Origin of the sequence: Mycobacterium sp., assembly GCF_965230835.1 — a bacterium.
Classification (GTDB): Bacteria; Actinomycetota; Actinomycetes; order Mycobacteriales; family Mycobacteriaceae; genus Mycobacterium.
In genome coordinates this window covers 4,216,399-4,231,068 of the sequence record NZ_CBDDLW010000002.1, presented here as the reverse complement: position 1 = coordinate 4,231,068, position 14,670 = coordinate 4,216,399, and the positions used below count along the sequence as shown (strand labels likewise).

Here is a 14,670-nt window from a genome sequence, read left to right as displayed (position 1 = left end):
ATACACGAGCGGCTGCGGCTAGCGAGCCGTCTTCGGGCAGGACGGGTGGGTACCCGCGGTAACCAGATCAGCAACCGCGGCGCGGGGATCACCACTTTTGACCAGACCTTCGCCAACCAGCACAGCGTCGGCACCGGCACCGGCATACGCCAACAGATCTCCGGTCCCACGTACGCCGGATTCGGCAATCCGAATCACGTCGCTCGGCAAACCTGGAGCGATTCGCGAGAAGCAGTCGCGATCCACCTCGAGTGTCATCAGATCACGTGCGTTGACGCCGATGACTTTAGCTCCCGCCTTCAATGCCCGGTCGGCTTCTTGTTCGGTGTGTACCTCCACAAGAGCTGTCATGCCTAGTGATTCAGTTCGGTCGAGCATAGAGACCAAGGCCGGCTGGTCCAGCGCGGCGACGATGAGCAACAACATGTCAGCACCATGCGCACGCGCCTCATGAATCTGGTAGGGCTGCACCACAAAGTCCTTGCGTAGTACCGCAATCGATACTGCGGCTCGTACCGCGTCCAGATCGTCGAGCGAACCCTGAAAACGTCGCTGCTCAGTCACGACGCTGATAACTCGGGCGCCACCATATTCGTATGCTCGCGCTAGTTCGGCCGGGTCGGTGATAGCCGCGAGTTGTCCCGCCGACGGACTGGCGCGCTTGACTTCGGCTATTACTGCGATGCCGGGCTCGCGCAGGGCTGCCATCACATCCAGCGGTGGCGCCGCTGCCGCTGCCGCTGCCTTGATCTCCGATAAGCTGACCGCCGCTTCGCGCGCGGCAACATCGGCCCGGACTCCCTCGAGGATGGAGTCGAGCACGGTTGCCGGACTCATGCCTGTCGTTTCCCTTCCCACTGTCACCCACGGTTGTCAGCCGTTTCTTGCGACGTGCAAGAAGGGTAGCGACCGGCGAGCGACCCTCCGTCACCGACCCTCGCTGTCGGACTCAGACGGCCGCGCGGTAGGGTCACGGCCCTCGTCAAGAGCGTCCCAAATCATTCGTTCCGATATCACCGACGGCGTCTCCTGGCCTCCCGCCCCGGCTGAGTCTCTCAGGGCAGTCGAACGACGGACCCGCGACGAGGCATACTTCGCCGCACTCTCACGCGCCGACATTGCCGACCGCATCAACAACCCGGCCGCTATCACGATGCTCACCGCAGCAGTCACCGCGAACCCAGCTCCCCAGTAACGCCGTCCACTGCCCACCAGCACCTCCAGCGGAATCTGGGCGAGGTCTGCCCCACGCACCGCCACGTCCGGAAGCACCACAGACTCACTCCGAGATAGCCGACCACAAAACCCGCCGCCGCCAGCAGCACCGATAGCACTCGTAGCGGCCAGCCACGCACCGCCACCGCGGCAACGGCCGCGGCCAGCATCAGCAGCGCCACCGGCAGCAACGCGGTCGACCACGCCGCTCCAGAAAGAGTTGTTTCTTTCGGCGGCCCCAGCCCGTCAAAAGACCGGATGACAACCCACGGCAACCGCGACGCAGTCCAGAGTTCGCCAGCGGCTACCACCAGCAATAACTGGCCTATCCCGATCCGCACCCGATCGCGCCGAACATCAATCACTGCGGCCTGCGCTCGGAGCGACCAGCGTCTCCGCAGCGGCGATCGCGCTCAGCACCGCACGCGCTTTATTCCGCGCCTCGTTGTATTCGTAGGGCCCGTTGGAGTCGGCTACCACGCCACCACCAGCCTGGACATATGCCGTACCGCTGCGCATCAGCGCGGTACGGATGGCGATCGCAAAGTCAGCGTTGCCGGCGAAGTCGAGGTAGCCGACCACGCCACCGTACAAGCCACGTCGCGTCTTCTCGACTTCCTCGATCAACTCCATGGCCCGTACCTTCGGCGCCCCCGACAAAGTGCCAGCCGGGAAGCAAGCAGCTACTGCATCCAGCGCGGTGTGGCCTTCGCCGAGCATTCCGGTCACCGTGGACACCAGGTGCATCACGTGGCTATACCGCTCGATACCGCAATAGTCCTCAACACGCACCGTGCCAGGTTCGCAGACCCTGCCGAGGTCGTTGCGCCCCAAGTCGACCAGCATCAAATGCTCGGCGAGCTCTTTGTCGTCGGTTAGCAGATCTTTTTCGAGTCGCTGATCATCTTCCTCGGTTTCTCCGCGCCAGCGAGTTCCAGCAATCGGATGTGTTGTTGCCCGACCGTCGTGAACGGTGACCAACGCCTCCGGACTGGACCCTACGATCGAAAAATCAATTCCCCCATCACCGTTCGGTATATGTAGCAGATACATATACGGGCTGGGGTTCGTCGTGCGCAGCATCCGGTACACGTCGATGGGATCGACGTCGGTATCCACCTCAAAGCGCTGCGACGGCACTACTTGAAACGCTTCGCCGGCTGCGATCTGCTCGACCAGATGCTCGACAATCGCGCTGTACTCTTCGGCGGTGCGTTGCGCACGCTGGCGTGGCTCGGGACGCGCGAACGTAGCAACCGTAGACGGCAGTGGCTGACCGAGCGCCTCGGTCATCACGTCTAGCCGAGCGATGGCATCGTCGTAGGCCCAATCGACACGCTCGTCGGTACCATTCCAGTTCACGGCGTTGGCGATGAGCGTGATGGTTCCCTCATGGTGGTCTACCGCTGCGACATCGGTGGCCAGCAACATCAGCATGTCCGGTAGGCCAAGGTCGTCGACAGCCAGATCAGGCAAGCGTTCGAGCCTCCGCACCAGATCGTAGGCGAAGAAACCGACCATGCCGCCCAGCAGCGGAGGTAGCCCAGAGCTCGAACGGCTGAGCTGGTCGGTGGCCAACAGCTTCATGGTGGCCCCCAGGGCTTCGAGCGGATCTCCTCCGGTCGGCGCATCCGCTGGCACAGCACCAAGCCACACCGCAGCGCCATCCCGCACGGTCAGCGCTGATGGCGTACCCGCTCCAATAAACGACCACCGCGACCACGAGCGGCCATTCTCAGCCGACTCCAGCAGGAACGTTCCGGGCCGGTTGGCCGCGAGCTTACGGTATGCCGATAGTGGGGTCTCGCTGTCAGCAAGGACTTTGCGGGTTACCGGCACCACTCGATGCTCGGCTGCCAGCACGCGAAACTCAGCGCGCGAGGTGGTGGCTGCTAGGTTGGCGTTCACCACAGCATCCTCCCTGACGTTGATCTGGCCCCGCGTAACCTGCCGATGATGCGCGCCACGTGGCGGCGCGACGAGTAGTCAGGCAAATGGGGCGTAGCCTGGCGGCCATGAAAACTGGTGACACCGTAGCTGACTTCGAACTTCCTGATCAGACGGACACGCCCCGGAGGCTCAGCGCTTTGCTGTCGGACGGTCCTGTGGTTCTGTTCTTTTATCCAGCGGCGATGACGCCGGGCTGCACCAAGGAAGCTTGCCATTTTCGCGATTTGGCTCAGGAATTTGTCGCGGTTGGGGCCAGCCGAGTCGGCATCAGCGCCGATCCAGTCCAGAAGCAGGCAAAGTTCGCTGACATGCAGGGCTTCGATTATCCGCTGCTGTCGGACACTGACGGCACAGTCGCCAAACAGTTCGGAGTCAAGCGCGGTCTGCTCGGCAAGCTGATGCCGGTCAAACGCACCACCTTTGTCATCGACACAGACCGCCGAGTACTCGAAGTCATATCCAGCGAATTCAGCATGGATACGCACGCCGATAAGGCCTTGGCGACGCTGCGGGCCCGGTCATCACGTTAGATCAGCCAAGAGCCTGCCTTGGTGGTGTATTCGGCGCCGACCGACCGCACCCTGTTTCTTCCCGGCTTCGCTGACCACGACTCGCTAGTCCTCCGCCTCCAGCAGCACGGTGGCATCGAAGCAACTGTGATCGCCGGTGTGGCAGGCATCGCCAACCTGGTCGACAGTCAGCAAAACAGTGTCACCGTCGCAGTCCAGCCGCACCGAGTGGACGTGCTGCGTGTGACCAGACGTCGCGCCTTTGACCCAGAGTTCTTTGCGGGACCGCGAATAGTAGGTGGCTTCACGAGTCGCCAGGGTCCGGGCCAGTGCCTCGTCGTCCATCCAGGCGAGCATAAGCACGGCGCCACTAGCACGCTCTTGCACGACGGCGGCGAATAATCCGTCGGCGTTGCGTTTCAGACGCGCGGCTATCTGCGGGTCAAGCTTCACTGTGCAGCGGTCCTCACCGTGATCTTATTTGCCGCCATGGCTTCTTTCACCTGGCCGATAGTCAATTCCCCGAAGTGAAAGACGCTGGCCGCCAATACCGCGTCGGCCCCCGCGGTGACAGCTGGCGCAAAGTGCTCCACAGCCCCGGCACCCCCGCTGGCGATCACCGGAACAGTGACCGCGGCGCGCACGGCGCGCAACATCGGTAAGTCGAACCCGGCCTTGGTCCCGTCGGCGTCCATCGAGTTCAGCAAGATCTCCCCCACACCCAGTTCAGCGCCCCGAGCCGCCCACTCCACTGCGTCAATACCCGTTCCGCGACGACCGCCGTGCGTGGTGATCTCCCAGCCCGACGGAGTAGGGGCCGAGGCATTGGGCACCGTGCGGGCGTCGACCGAAAGCACAATGCACTGGGAGCCGAACTGCCTCGCCAGGTCGGCGAGCAAGTCTGGGCGAGCGATTGCGGCGGTATTAACCGACACCTTATCCGCCCCCGCTCGCAACAAGACGTCGACGTCCGCCACCGTGCGCACCCCACCGCCGACGGTCAACGGTATGAATACCTGTTCAGCGGTGCGGCGCACCACCTCCAACATCGTGGCTCTTCCTGACGATGACGCGGTCACGTCGAGAAAAGTCAGCTCGTCGGCCCCCTCTGCGTCGTAGGCGGCAGCAAGCTCTACGGGATCACCCGCATCCCGGAGGTTCGCGAAATTGACCCCCTTGACTACCCTCCCGCCGTCAACGTCGAGACACGGGATCACGCGTACGGCTAGGCCCCCCGCTCCCGGCTGGCCACACTCGGCGTACATCTCAGTAATTCTCCGGTTCCCCTGTGCTACGCAGAATCTCGATAAGTTGACCGTGCACGCCCGGTGCGCCGGCAACAGCCGATCGCGATGCCACCGTCCATGGTTGACCAGCCAAGTCGGTGACGATACCGCCAGCAGCTCGCACCAGCGCCACCCCAGCGGCATGATCCCAGACGTTGCCCCCAAAACTTAACGCGCCGCCAAGAATCCCATCAGCAACGTAGGCAAGGTCGATGCCCGTGGAACCATGCATGCGCAACCGTGATGACATCCTGCTGAGATTTTCCAACACGGCAAGCCGATAGCGGCCCGGATATCTGCCACGGGAGTCAGCGCTGAACGTGCCAACACCGACAAGCGTGGAATTCAGCTCGGCGGCAGCCAACAGCGGCTGCGGTACGCCATTCTTCACTAACGGACCGCCTGCGACTGCGGTGTAGCGCTGGCCGGCGAACGGTAACCAGGTGAGGCCGGCCACCGGATCACCATTGTGCAGCAATCCCAACAATATCGCGGCCATCGGCGACCCGGCAGCGTAGTTGAATGTGCCGTCGACCGGGTCGAGTGCCCACACCCATGGAGAGTTCACCGCCGGCCCGCCGAACTCCTCGCCGTGCACCCCGATCCCGCTGGCCTCTTCAAGCGCGGCCACAACCTGCCGCTCGATGGCAAGATCGACCTCGGTGGCAAAATCATTGCCTTTCTTCCGCACTGTCGATTCGGCGCGGTGTCCCGCAAGGAAGATAGCCGTTGCGTCATCCAGAATTGCCGATGCTTTGGCGACCAAACCATCCAGGTCCGCAGCGCCTAAATCCATGGCGGAATTTGCTCCCGCACCGCAGCCAGTGCCTCCGGCAAAGTGAAGCGCCCAGCGTACAGGGCCTTACCCACGATCGCCCCCTCGACACCGTCGCCGACGAGAGCGGCGATAGCGCGCAGGTCAGCCAGGCTCGACACGCCCCCGGACGCGATCACCGGGGCGTCGGCGCAACCAGCAACCTTGGTCAGCAGCTCAAGATTAGGACCACCGAGAGTGCCGTCCTTGGTGACATCGGTGACGACAAAGCGCGAACATCCCTCGCGGCCAAGACGTTCCAGTACTCCCCAGAGGTCACCGCCATCGGTTTCCCATCCGCGTCCACGCAATCGATGCTCGCCGTTGACGATCTGGACGTCGAGGCCCACGGCGACCTTGTCGCCATGCTCGGCGATCATCCGCGCACACCACTGCGGATTCTCTAGCGCTGCGGTCCCCAGGTTGACTCGTGCGCACCCGGTCGCCAACGCCGCAGCCAACGATTCGTCGTCTCGAATGCCGCCGGACAACTCGACTCGAACATCGAGCTGGCCCACAACCTCTGCGAGCAGTTCCCGATTAGAGCCACGTCCGAACGCGGCGTCCAAATCCACCAAGTGGATCCAGTCCGCACCGTCACGCTGCCAGCCCAGGGCGGCATCCAGCGCCGAACCGTACTCAGTTTCGCTACCGGCCTTGCCTTGCACCAGACGCACGGCGCGGCCCTCAACCACATCGACGGCGGGGAGTAAAACCAGTGACATCGTTACAGTCCTTCAACCCAGTTATTCAGTACTGCCGCCCCCGCGTCGCCACTCTTTTCCGGGTGGAATTGGGTGGCGGCCAACGGACCGTCCTCGACAGCGGCCAAAAACGGCACCTTGTGTGTGGCCCAAGCCAGCTGCGCCGCAGGTGTGCCATCCCACCGCTGCGCAGCGTAGGAGTGCACGAAATAATAGCGGGCATCAGCCGGCAGGCCATGGAACAGCGCGCTGCCAGCCGCCGCGTTCACCACGTTCCAGCCCATATGCGGGATCACCGGAGCATCTAGCCGCGTCACCGCACCTGGCCACTGCCCACACCCCTTCGTCTCGACCCCAAATTCGACACCGCTGGCGAACAAGATCTGCATTCCGACGCAAACCCCTAGCACAGGACGCTTGGCGGCAACCCGATCGGCGATGATCCGCTCACCAGCAATTTTCTGCAAGCCGGTCATGCACGCCTCAAAAGCACCCACCCCCGGCACTACCAATCCATCCGCCGCAGCCGCGGCGGCCGCGTCGGCTGTAACTTCGACCGACGCGCCGGCCCGCTCCAGGGCGCGTTGCGCAGAACGGAGATTACCGGACCCGTAGTCCAAAACGACTACCGACTTTCTCGGCCGGGACAAGACGGAACCGTCAGTCACAAAACGCCTTTGGTCGACGGCACACCAGCAACCCGAGGATCGGGCTCGACGGCCTGACGCAGCGCGCGGGCAACCGCTTTGTACTGTGCTTCGGTGACGTGATGCGGATCGCGTCCGTAAAGAACGCGTACATGTAAGGCGATACGTGCGTTCGACGCCAGCGATTCGAACACGTGCCGGTTGATCACGGTGTGGTAAGGCACCGCGCTGCCAGCAATAGTCGTGTGTTGCAGGTGATCCGGTTCCCCCCGGTGAACACAATAAGGTCGGCCGGATACGTCGACGGCCGCGTGCGCCAGGGTCTCATCCATCGGGATGAAAGCGTCGCCGAACCGGCGGATGCCTTTCTTGTCGCCAAGACTCTCGCCAAGTGCCTGACCGAGCGCGATCGCGGTGTCCTCGACGGTATGGTGTGCTTCGATCTCGACATCGCCCTTTGTGTGCACCGTCAAGTCGAAACTGGCGTGACTACCCAACGCCGTCAGCATGTGATCGTAGAACGGGACACCGGTATCGACGTGCACCTGGCCGGTGCCGTCTAGGTCAAGTTCGACCACGATGTCGGATTCGCGTGTGCGCCGTTCAATGCGCGCACGTCGTGCGCTGCCAGGCTGAGTCGTTGTCACCGCGCTCCTATCGGACTTGGGTTGGCTGCTACCAGCTCGGTGGCAGCGATCCGGATACTTGCTTGCAGGAACGCGTCATTCTCCTCGATCAGTCCGGTCGTGGCACGCAGGTAGCCGGGAATGCCAACGTCGCGAATCAAGATGCCCGCATCCAAATAGCGCTGCCAGGCGCCCGGTGCATCAGCGAACTCACCAAACAGAACGAAGTTGGCGTCACTACTGATGACTCGAAAACCCAAGCCAGCCAACGCCGCTGTGACTCGCTCCCGTTCGGCGACCAGCGCCGCCACGCTGCCTAAGGTATCGCCAGCGTGCCGCAGCGCTGCCTGAGCTGCGACCTGCGTCACCACCGACAGGTGGTACGGCAGACGCACCAGGAGCATTGCCTCGACCAATGCCGGCGTGGCTACCAGGTACCCGAGCCTCCCACCGGCAAAGGCAAAAGCCTTACTCATTGTGCGGGTGACGACGAGCTTGGTCGGATACTCCTCCACCAATGTGACCGCACTAGGCCGCGAAGAGAACTCACCATACGCTTCGTCGACGATCAAGATGCCAGGAACCACACCGAGCAGCCGGCGCAGATCCGACAGCGAAACGCTCTGGCCTGACGGGTTGTTGGGGCTGGCAATGAACACCACATCGGGGCTGCGGTCGACAATAACCGCAAGGGCGGCATCGACGTCGAGGCTGAAGTCGGCAGCGCGGCCAACTTCAACCCACTCAGTGTGGGTAGCCTCCGAGATGATCGGGTGCATCGAGTACGACGGAGTGAAACCGATCGCCACCCGACCCGGCCCGCCAAAGGCTTGCAATAGCTGTTGCAGGATCTCGTTGGAACCATTAGCTGCCCATATGTTTTCAACTCCGAGCTGAGTCCCGGTCTGCGTGGTTATGTATGCGGCCAGGTCACCGCGCAGCGCCAGCGCATCGCGATCGGGGTAGCGGTGCAGCTCGGCCGCCGCCTCCCGTACCGACTGCGTCAGGTCGGCGATCAAAGCCTCGGTGGGCGGGTGCGGATTCTCGTTGGTGTTCAAGCGCACTGGAACGGCCAATTGCGGGGCGCCGTAGGGCGATTTGTCGCGCAAGTCTTCACGTAACGGCAGGTCGTCGAGCACGGGTTCGGAACGTGATCCGCGAGATGCCATCATCACTCGAACCTCCGCCGTACCGCCTCACCGTGTGCGGGCAAGTCTTCAGCTGCGGCCAACGTGATCACATGCCCGGAGACATCCTTGAGCGCCGCCTCGCTGTAGTCGACGACGTGGATGCCACGCAAGAAAGTCTGCACTGACAGGCCGCCCGAGTGTCGGGCACAGCCTGCGGTGGGCAGCACATGATTGGACCCAGCGCAGTAGTCGCCGAGGCTGACCGGAGACCACGGACCGACAAAAATGGCGCCAGCCGAACGTATCCGGTCGGCAACACGCGGCGCGTCTACAGTCTGGATCTCGAGATGTTCAGCTGCATAGGCGTTCACGACGTCAACGCCAGCGTCGAGGTCGTCGACCAAAATCATCGCCGATTGGCGACCTGATAGTGCCGCGGTTACCCGTTGGCGGTGCACCGTGGTTTGCAGCTGCGCGGCCAATGCAGCATCGGTAGCGTCGGCCAGATCCGCGCTCGGGGTGACCAGCACGCTGGCGGCCATCTCGTCATGTTCGGCCTGGCTGATCAGATCGGCGGCCAGATGGACCGGATCAGCGTGACGATCGGCCAAGATGGCGATCTCGGTCGGTCCTGCTTCAGCGTCGATACCGACTTCGGAACGACAGAGGCGCTTCGCGGCCGTGACATAGATGTTGCCGGGCCCAGTAATCATGGCAACCGGTGCTAGCTCGGTGCCATCGGTGTCGATGCCGCCATACGCCAGCAACGCCACTGCCTGCGCACCACCGACGGCCCATACCTCTCCCACCTCCAATAGCCGGGCCGCGGCCAAGATCGTCGGATGCGGAAGTCCGTCGAAGTCAGCCTGGGGTGGGCTGGTCACCACCACTGAGTCGACACCTGCCGCCTGCGCCGGCACCACGTTCATGACCACACTGGATGGGTACACCGCATTTCCACCCGGAACGTAGAGCCCTACCCTCTCGACCGGGACCCACCGCTCGGTGACTGTCGCGCCCGGGCTGACGGTCGTTGTCACGTCTACGCGACGCTGGTCCGCGTGCACCCTGCGGGTTCGCTCGATCATCACATGCAGCGCGTCTCGGACATCACGGTCGAGGCCGGCCAGTGCGGCATCCAGCGCGGTGTCCGGTACGCGCACAGTCGTGGGCCGCACGCCGTCGAATGACGCACCGAAGTCCAGCGCTGCTTCCGCGCCGCGCTCCGCCACCGCTTGGACGATCGGCCGCACTTTCGGCAGCACGCTCTCCACGTCGACACCACCGCGCGGCAACGCGGCCCTCAACCGAGCAGCGGTCAACGACACTCCCCGCAGATCAATACGGGCTATCGGAGATGATGCCGTGCTCACGCACTCCATTCTCCCAGAGCAGCTCAAGTCATTATTCAGCCGGTACAGTGCCCGTAGTGAGGATCGCACCTGATCTCATAACCGCGTCTGTTCGATTTCCTATAATGGAGCCGCTATGTCCGCAAAGAACCACCCCAATAACGCGCCGGGCATCCCGATGGTGTTCCCGCCCTGGTTCGAGCGCTTCCAGATCAAATACATCAACCCGGCGCTCAAACCGATCGCCCGCTACGTGCCCGGAACCGCGACCATCACCCACCGTGGCCGTAAGTCGGGCAAGCCCTACAAAACTATCGTGACCGCCTACTGCAAGGGCGACTTGCTGGCAATCGCACTCGGCCATGGCAAGACTGACTGGGTAAAGAACGTTCTGGCGGCCGGTGAGGCCGACATACTTTTCAACCGCCGCGAGGTACACATCATCAACCCGCGGATTCTGCCGGCGGGTTCTGACAGTTCGGGGCTGCCGCGGTTAGCGCGGTTGCAACTGCATCGCGTCGGGATTTTTGTCGCCGATATCGCCTAGTTGAATTTGCTGACTACCTGGCGAAGACGCTTTTCCGGGCACCGAAACCGAGATCGAGGCCGCACGATCCACGACCGGGCCATCTCCGCGCCTGGCCTTATCCTGCGCGGGACCGGCGATCACAACCTGCGGCTCCCGACAAGAGCCATCAGATCCTAATCGTTTAGTAGGGATTGGTTACCGGTCCGGGTGTTGGTGACCGGGGCCTGTTTCTTGCGGGATCTGCCGTCAGGTGACGTCTGGTGTTCCCGTCGTTCGACGACTTGAGAAAGAGCGGCGCGTCTGGCGGCAGGTCTTGTCGGGTTGGTGGTGAGATTCCGTTGCCCGAGCCCGTCGCAGGGGTGACTTCCTGATGGTTGTTCTCGAGCCTTGAGCTCTTCGACAGAACGAAGTCCTGCGATGTGCTGGAGTCACGGACGGCTAGTGAGATGACGGACCTTGGAGTCCCGCGATTAGGGCGCCGCGTGAGTCCACCGGTAACGGCGCAACCATCCACCGACGAAAAAGTGAGGACGTCTTGGGCTTGTTTTGTGGAATCGACTGGGCTACTGAGCATCACGATGTTGCTGTGGTTGATGACGACGGGAGGGTGGTAGCCCGTGCACGGCTGGGCAATGATGCGGCCGGGTTCGCGCAGCTGTTGACGTTGCTGGCTGAGGCCGGTGACAGTGCCGCTGATCCGATACCAGTGGGGATGGAAACTGATCGTGGCCTGTGGGTGGCGGCGCTGCGAGAAACTGGCCGGGTGATTTATCCGATCAACCCGTTGGCGGCTTCGCGGTATCGGGCACGGTATGCGGTGTCGGGGGCCAAATCCGATGGTGCCGACGCGGTGCTGCTGGCCAATATTGTGCGCACCGACCCCGGCGCGCACCGCCCATTGCCCGCCGACACCGAGTTGGCCCAGGCGATCCGGGTGCTGGCCCGCGCTCAGCAAGACGCGGTATGGGCACGTCAACACATCGGCAACCAGATTCGCGATGTGCTCAAAGATTTCTACCCGGCGGCCATCACCGCGTTCGCCGACCTGCCCGAGGGCGGGCTGGCTCGTCGAGATGCGCGCACCATCTTGGCTGCTGCACCAACCCCCACCCAGGCGACCAAGCTGACCCCGGCCCGACTGCGCCGACTGCTGGCCAAGGCCGGCCGCCGCCGCCATCTCGACCGTGACATCGAACGGTTGCGGGAGGTGTTCACCGACACCTACCTGCACCAACCACCGGTCGTGGAGAACGCGATGGGTATCCAATTGGCAGGGCTGCTGGGTCAGTTCGAGGCTGCCTGCACCACTGCTGCTGATCTCGCCGAGGCGGCAACCGCCCATTTTGAGCAGCACCCGGACTCCACGATCATCACCAGCTTCCCCGGACTGGGGAACCTGGCCGGTGCCCGGGTACTCGCCGAGATCGGTGATGACCGCGCCCGCTTCACCGACGCCCGCGGACTGAAAGCATTCGCCGGAGCCGCGCCGATCACCCGCGCCAGCGGCAAGAAAACCCTCGTGTTGCACCGCCATATCAAGAACCGGCGCCTGGCCGCCGTGGGTCCCATCTGGGCTTTGGCATCGCTGCGCGCCTCGCCGGGCGCCCGTCGCCACTACGACACCCGCCGCGCCGCAGGAGACTGGAACCACCAAGCCCAACGACATCTGTTCAACAAATTCCTCGGCCAACTCCACCACTGCCTGCAAACCGGCCAGCACTACACCGAACATCTAGCCTTTCCACCTCCTCCCTCGCTCGTGGCTTGACTTTTAACTTCGTGAGATGTCTTTCTCACAGACGGAGTTAGGTGTGTCGGATAGATACGGTAGCGGTGCGCCATCGCTACGCTACCTTCGCTCGCCTGCGCACGGCGGCAAGTTTCTGGTTCTCGACATACCGGCGCACAACCTCCAAACGTGCACCGCCGACCGTCGACACGAAATACGAAGGCGCCCACAAACACTTCATCCGAGCCAGGTGCGCAAACTCCTGCCGCAACCGGCGTGAGGAGCGCCCTTTGAGGATCTGGACCAGTTTCGACACCGCTACCTGCGGTGGCAGCTCGACCAACAGGTGCACGTGATCGGGCATCGTCTCGACCTCGATCACCACGCCACCGAACTCGGCCAAGACCTCGCCGATGACCTGCTTCAACCGCAACTCGGCTGCGCCGCCCAGCACGCGGCTGCGGTACTTCGGGCACCAAATCACGTAATACTTCACCGAAAACACCGCTTTACGCGTTGACCGGTACTGCACGGGCCTCACGATAAACGACACCTACGACAAGTACGGTCCGCTACGCGGACCCAACAGACCCGATCGGCTATCCCCCGACTGAAGTCGAGGGCTTGCGCCGAAGAAGTATTCGGTCAAGTGCTAGTACTGCAGCCGTAGATAGTGGCTGGCGTGTTTGGGCGTGTCTGCGCTGGTAGTGGTGGTGGCGGCAGCATTGTTCGGGGTTTGTGAAGATACGTGAATCGCACCTCAAAATACCTTCGTCATCGAGGCTGTCCCGACGCCTCGCGCGTCATGTTCTACACCAGGCCACGACTATTTTTAGGCGGCGCTGTGGTCGCCGAGCATACGCAATGTATTCGCATGGTTTATCGACGAGCGACCGATAGCGTTACCTCGTGGGCACGTTACGGGTTCCGTCCAGGAAGTGAACTCGCTCGATATTGGATAAGGTGTCGGTGCCGTCTGGACCAGTAACAATCACATCAGCGCCGTCGCGGGTGACCGCGTATAGATCAGCTGCGTGGCAGTAGATGGCAACATCGGTTCCTCCGGCACCGTCGAGTTGGTTGTCAGACTGGTTACCTCGCAGGGTGTTATCGAGGTCATTCCCGATCAATCCCGCGGCATTCTCACCAGTCAAACGGGCACCGCGAAGATACTGCGATTTGCCCGAATAAACTGTATCGGCACTCTTAGTCAATGTGAACGATCCATTAAAGGACGGGTCAATGTAGGCTTCGTACTCGAGTGTGTTGGGCAGGAAATCACGGATGAGTTGAGCTCCATCCGGGTCCTCATTACGCACTTCTTCGCGAGTGCTAAAGCGGTAAATTTCGTTCCCATCAGGGGAATGCGCCCACATTCCGTACCAAGTATCAATAACCGAAGCGATATATTCTTGCGCCAGCGACCCTTCAGCCTCAAGTTCGGCTACCCACGCGGGAGCGGACTTCGCCCATCGCCCGTCAGCTAACGCCTTTTTGGCTCCGGCGAGTAGTACGGCTTGATACTGTGGGAGAGCCCCCGGTCTATTTGTGCCAATCCCGTTGTCGTGTACCTGATGAAAGATCTCTTCCAACGCAGCATCTCGGTGCTCGGGGTCATTGATCACATACCAGCGGGAACCTTCAGCCGCTATCTCGCTGGCGTATAATGGCTGCCCTTGAATTCGTGGCACGCTTGATTCGCCGTCAGCCCCATTCAGCAGGAGCATAGTTGCGTTGTTGGCCGCCAATTGTTTGCGAACACCTGATTTGTCACTGCCGTACGCGCTACCGGGAACGTCCTTCAAGTAGAATTCTGTAACCCGAACTGCCCGCTCCAACTGGGCCTGCGTAATCGCGTCTTGTATCAGGAACCGCATCACTGGTTGCCCATCCATTACTAGCTCATATCGCTTCCCGAAACCTTTTTCCTGCTCCGCTTTGGAGCCCGCTTGGCCGAATACGTCCGCTCCGCAGGAACGGTTAGCCATATTGTCTACCGCGGAAAGTGTGCCGCTCAAAGTTGGATCATCCATTGCATTAGTTGGGGTACCTATATTTTGCGTACTGGCACTACAATCAGCGATTAAAGTTGTAGTAAGTATTATTCCGACAATTATCTGAGTGCTTCGCGACCGGAGACGAAGTGAAGTGTTCATGACGAGCTTCCTAGGTGGGGGCT

General features: G+C 62.1%; 15 protein-coding genes and 1 pseudogene. 3 read left to right on the top strand and 13 right to left on the bottom strand.

Going from position 1 to position 14,670, the window contains the following annotated elements:
* Positions 1 to 18 precede the first annotated feature (18 nt).
* The 3 genes and pseudogenes from trpC to ACO07W_RS19385 all read right to left on the bottom strand — a co-directional run bounded on the left by trpC (position 19) and on the right by ACO07W_RS19385 (position 3,123).
* On the bottom strand, positions 19 to 837 hold the full coding sequence (gene trpC, locus ACO07W_RS19395) for an indole-3-glycerol phosphate synthase TrpC (RefSeq protein WP_421845284.1): 819 nt from the start codon (positions 835 to 837) through the stop codon (positions 19 to 21).
* A 90-nt stretch (positions 838 to 927) separates the two neighbouring features.
* Positions 928 to 1,580, bottom strand: a pseudogene (locus tag ACO07W_RS19390) (TIGR02234 family membrane protein).
* Positions 1,573 to 3,123, bottom strand: coding sequence for an anthranilate synthase component I (locus ACO07W_RS19385; RefSeq protein WP_421845283.1), 1,551 nt, complete (start codon positions 3,121 to 3,123; stop codon positions 1,573 to 1,575). The pseudogene ACO07W_RS19390 and the gene ACO07W_RS19385 overlap by 8 nt, the downstream one beginning before the upstream one ends.
* Positions 3,124 to 3,230: 107 nt before the next feature.
* Here ACO07W_RS19385 and ACO07W_RS19380 point away from each other — a divergent pair, with 107 nt between their 5' ends.
* A complete protein-coding gene (locus ACO07W_RS19380) occupies positions 3,231 to 3,695 on the top strand; it encodes a peroxiredoxin (RefSeq protein ID WP_421845282.1) in 465 nt (154 codons plus the stop codon).
* Between the two features lie 84 nt (positions 3,696 to 3,779).
* On the opposite strand, the gene hisI is transcribed toward ACO07W_RS19380, so the two are convergent.
* From hisI to hisD, 8 genes are read right to left on the bottom strand one after another with little or no spacing between them, the layout of a single operon-like run.
* On the bottom strand, positions 3,780 to 4,127 hold the full coding sequence (gene hisI / locus ACO07W_RS19375) for a phosphoribosyl-AMP cyclohydrolase (protein ID WP_421845281.1): 348 nt from the start codon (positions 4,125 to 4,127) through the stop codon (positions 3,780 to 3,782).
* Positions 4,124 to 4,939: an imidazole glycerol phosphate synthase subunit HisF gene (hisF, locus tag ACO07W_RS19370; protein ID WP_421845280.1), complete on the bottom strand. Its 816-nt coding sequence runs from the start codon at positions 4,937 to 4,939 to the stop codon at positions 4,124 to 4,126. Before hisF ends, hisI begins: the two co-directional genes overlap by 4 nt.
* A 1-nt stretch (position 4,940) precedes the next feature.
* On the bottom strand, positions 4,941 to 5,756 hold the full coding sequence (locus ACO07W_RS19365) for an inositol monophosphatase family protein (RefSeq protein ID WP_421845279.1): 816 nt from the start codon (positions 5,754 to 5,756) through the stop codon (positions 4,941 to 4,943).
* Complete coding sequence (gene priA, locus ACO07W_RS19360; protein ID WP_421845278.1) at positions 5,747 to 6,499, bottom strand: bifunctional 1-(5-phosphoribosyl)-5-((5-phosphoribosylamino)methylideneamino)imidazole-4-carboxamide isomerase/phosphoribosylanthranilate isomerase PriA; 753 nt, start codon at positions 6,497 to 6,499, stop codon at positions 5,747 to 5,749. The genes ACO07W_RS19365 and priA overlap by 10 nt, the downstream gene beginning before the upstream one ends.
* A gap of 2 nt (positions 6,500 to 6,501) precedes the next feature.
* The gene (gene hisH, locus ACO07W_RS19355; protein ID WP_421846113.1) at positions 6,502 to 7,128 is read right to left on the bottom strand and encodes an imidazole glycerol phosphate synthase subunit HisH; all 627 of its coding nucleotides are present in this window, start codon (positions 7,126 to 7,128) and stop codon (positions 6,502 to 6,504) included.
* A gap of 14 nt (positions 7,129 to 7,142) precedes the next feature.
* On the bottom strand, positions 7,143 to 7,772 hold the full coding sequence (gene hisB / locus ACO07W_RS19350) for an imidazoleglycerol-phosphate dehydratase HisB (protein WP_421845277.1): 630 nt from the start codon (positions 7,770 to 7,772) through the stop codon (positions 7,143 to 7,145).
* Positions 7,769 to 8,920 carry a histidinol-phosphate transaminase gene (locus ACO07W_RS19345; protein ID WP_421845276.1) on the bottom strand — a complete coding sequence of 384 codons (1,152 nt, stop codon included), beginning with the start codon at positions 8,918 to 8,920 and terminating at the stop codon, positions 7,769 to 7,771. The genes hisB and ACO07W_RS19345 overlap by 4 nt, the downstream gene beginning before the upstream one ends.
* A 2-nt stretch (positions 8,921 to 8,922) precedes the next feature.
* On the bottom strand, positions 8,923 to 10,263 hold the full coding sequence (hisD, locus tag ACO07W_RS19340) for a histidinol dehydrogenase (RefSeq protein WP_421845275.1): 1,341 nt from the start codon (positions 10,261 to 10,263) through the stop codon (positions 8,923 to 8,925).
* A gap of 106 nt (positions 10,264 to 10,369) precedes the next feature.
* On the opposite strand from hisD, the gene ACO07W_RS19335 reads away from it, so the two are divergent.
* Together ACO07W_RS19335 and ACO07W_RS19330 are read left to right on the top strand one after the other, a co-directional pair.
* A complete protein-coding gene (locus tag ACO07W_RS19335) occupies positions 10,370 to 10,780 on the top strand; it encodes a nitroreductase family deazaflavin-dependent oxidoreductase (protein ID WP_421845274.1) in 411 nt (136 codons plus the stop codon).
* A gap of 523 nt (positions 10,781 to 11,303) precedes the next feature.
* Positions 11,304 to 12,530 (top strand): IS110 family transposase, encoded by a 1,227-nt coding sequence (locus tag ACO07W_RS19330; RefSeq protein ID WP_421845748.1) that lies wholly within the window; start codon positions 11,304 to 11,306, stop codon positions 12,528 to 12,530.
* 76 nt (positions 12,531 to 12,606) lie between these two features.
* Here ACO07W_RS19330 and tnpA read toward each other — a convergent pair whose 3' ends face one another.
* Together tnpA and ACO07W_RS19320 are read right to left on the bottom strand one after the other, a co-directional pair.
* Positions 12,607 to 13,023 carry an IS200/IS605 family transposase gene (gene tnpA, locus ACO07W_RS19325; RefSeq protein ID WP_421845273.1) on the bottom strand — a complete coding sequence of 139 codons (417 nt, stop codon included), beginning with the start codon at positions 13,021 to 13,023 and terminating at the stop codon, positions 12,607 to 12,609.
* A gap of 370 nt (positions 13,024 to 13,393) precedes the next feature.
* Complete coding sequence (locus ACO07W_RS19320) at positions 13,394 to 14,509, bottom strand: hypothetical protein (RefSeq protein ID WP_421845272.1); 1,116 nt, start codon at positions 14,507 to 14,509, stop codon at positions 13,394 to 13,396.
* Positions 14,510 to 14,670 lie beyond the last annotated feature (161 nt).

What these genes read in the sequence shown, in the direction of transcription:
- trpC (WP_421845284.1), bottom strand. Translation starts at nt 837, where the DNA reads ATGAGTCCGGCAACCGTGCTCGACTCCATCCTCGAGGGAGTCCGGGCC.
- ACO07W_RS19380 (WP_421845282.1), top strand. Translation starts at nt 3,231, where the DNA reads ATGAAAACTGGTGACACCGTAGCTGACTTCGAACTTCCTGATCAGACG.
- hisF (WP_421845280.1), bottom strand. Translation starts at nt 4,939, where the DNA reads ATGTACGCCGAGTGTGGCCAGCCGGGAGCGGGGGGCCTAGCCGTACGC.
- ACO07W_RS19365 (WP_421845279.1), bottom strand. Translation starts at nt 5,756, where the DNA reads ATGGATTTAGGCGCTGCGGACCTGGATGGTTTGGTCGCCAAAGCATCG.
- priA (WP_421845278.1), bottom strand. Translation starts at nt 6,499, where the DNA reads ATGTCACTGGTTTTACTCCCCGCCGTCGATGTGGTTGAGGGCCGCGCC.
- ACO07W_RS19345 (WP_421845276.1), bottom strand. Translation starts at nt 8,920, where the DNA reads ATGGCATCTCGCGGATCACGTTCCGAACCCGTGCTCGACGACCTGCCG.
- hisD (WP_421845275.1), bottom strand. Translation starts at nt 10,263, where the DNA reads ATGGAGTGCGTGAGCACGGCATCATCTCCGATAGCCCGTATTGATCTG.
- ACO07W_RS19335 (WP_421845274.1), top strand. Translation starts at nt 10,370, where the DNA reads ATGTCCGCAAAGAACCACCCCAATAACGCGCCGGGCATCCCGATGGTG.